We start from the raw sequence: 1,268 nt of genomic DNA, 5'->3' as shown, positions 1-1,268 counted from the left end.
GGGAAATCTTATCTTGAGGTAGGCTTCCCGCTTAGATGCTTTCAGCGGTTATCCCTTCCGAACATAGCTACCCGGCGATGCGACTGGCGTCACAACCGGTACACCAGAGGTTCGTCCACTCTGGTCCTCTCGTACTAGGAGCAGATCCTCTCAAATTTCCAGCGCCCACGGTAGATAGGGACCGAACTGTCTCACGACGTTCTAAACCCAGCTCGCGTACCTCTTTAAATGGCGAACAGCCATACCCTTGGGACCTGCTTCAGCCCCAGGATGAGATGAGCCGACATCGAGGTGCCAAACACCGCCGTCGATATGAACTCTTGGGCGGTATCAGCCTGTTATCCCCAGAGTACCTTTTATCCGTTGAGCGATGGCCCTTCCATACAGAACCACCGGATCACTAAGACCTACTTTCGTACCTGCTCGACTTGTGGGTCTCGCAGTTAAGCGCGCTTTTGCCTTTATACTCTACGCGTGATTTCCGACCACGCTGAGCGCACCTTCGTACTCCTCCGTTACTCTTTAGGAGGAGACCGCCCCAGTCAAACTACCCACCAGACATGGTCCTCGCTCCCGATCAGGGAGCAGAGTTAGAACCTCAATATTACCAGGGTGGTATTTCAAGGACGGCTCCATGGCAACTAGCGTCACCACTTCAAAGCCTCCCACCTATCCTACACAAGTAAGATCAAAGTTCAATGTCAAGCTGCAGTAAAGGTTCACGGGGTCTTTCCGTCTAGCCGCGGGTACACCGCATCTTCACGGCGAATTCGATTTCACTGAGCCTCTGCTGGAGACAGCGCCGCCATCATTATGCCATTCGTGCAGGTCGGAACTTACCCGACAAGGAATTTCGCTACCTTAGGACCGTTATAGTTACGGCCGCCGTTTACTGGGGCTTCGATCAAGAGCTTCGCTTACGCTAACCCCATCAATTAACCTTCCAGCACCGGGCAGGCATCACACCCTATACGTCCACTTTCGTGTTTGCAGAGTGCTATGTTTTTAATAAACAGTTGCAGCGGCCTGGTTTCTGAGGCTGCCAACAGCTCAAGGAGCAAGTCCTATCACCGCCGGCAGCGTACCTTCTCCCGAAGTTACGGTACCATTTTGCCTAGTTCCTTCAGCAGAGTTCTCTCAAGCGCTTTGGTCTACTCGACCTGACCACCTGTGTCGGTTTCGGGTACGATTCCAGTGTAACTGAAGCTTAGAGACTTTTCCTGGAAGTATGGTATCAGCCACTTCACCAGTAAACTGGCTTGCTATCA

1 rRNA gene is annotated in these 1,268 nt (G+C 52.4%); it reads right to left on the bottom strand.

The features are described 5' to 3' along the window. A 23S ribosomal RNA gene (locus FTU03_RS15995) occupies positions 1-1,268 on the bottom strand; the annotation flags it as partial.

It is taken from the genome of Acinetobacter sp. YH12046, assembly GCF_013419905.1.
Lineage (GTDB): Bacteria > Pseudomonadota > Gammaproteobacteria > Pseudomonadales > Moraxellaceae > Acinetobacter.
Note: the sequence above shows the minus strand (reverse complement) of the source record. Positions and strands in the feature narration are given on the sequence as shown.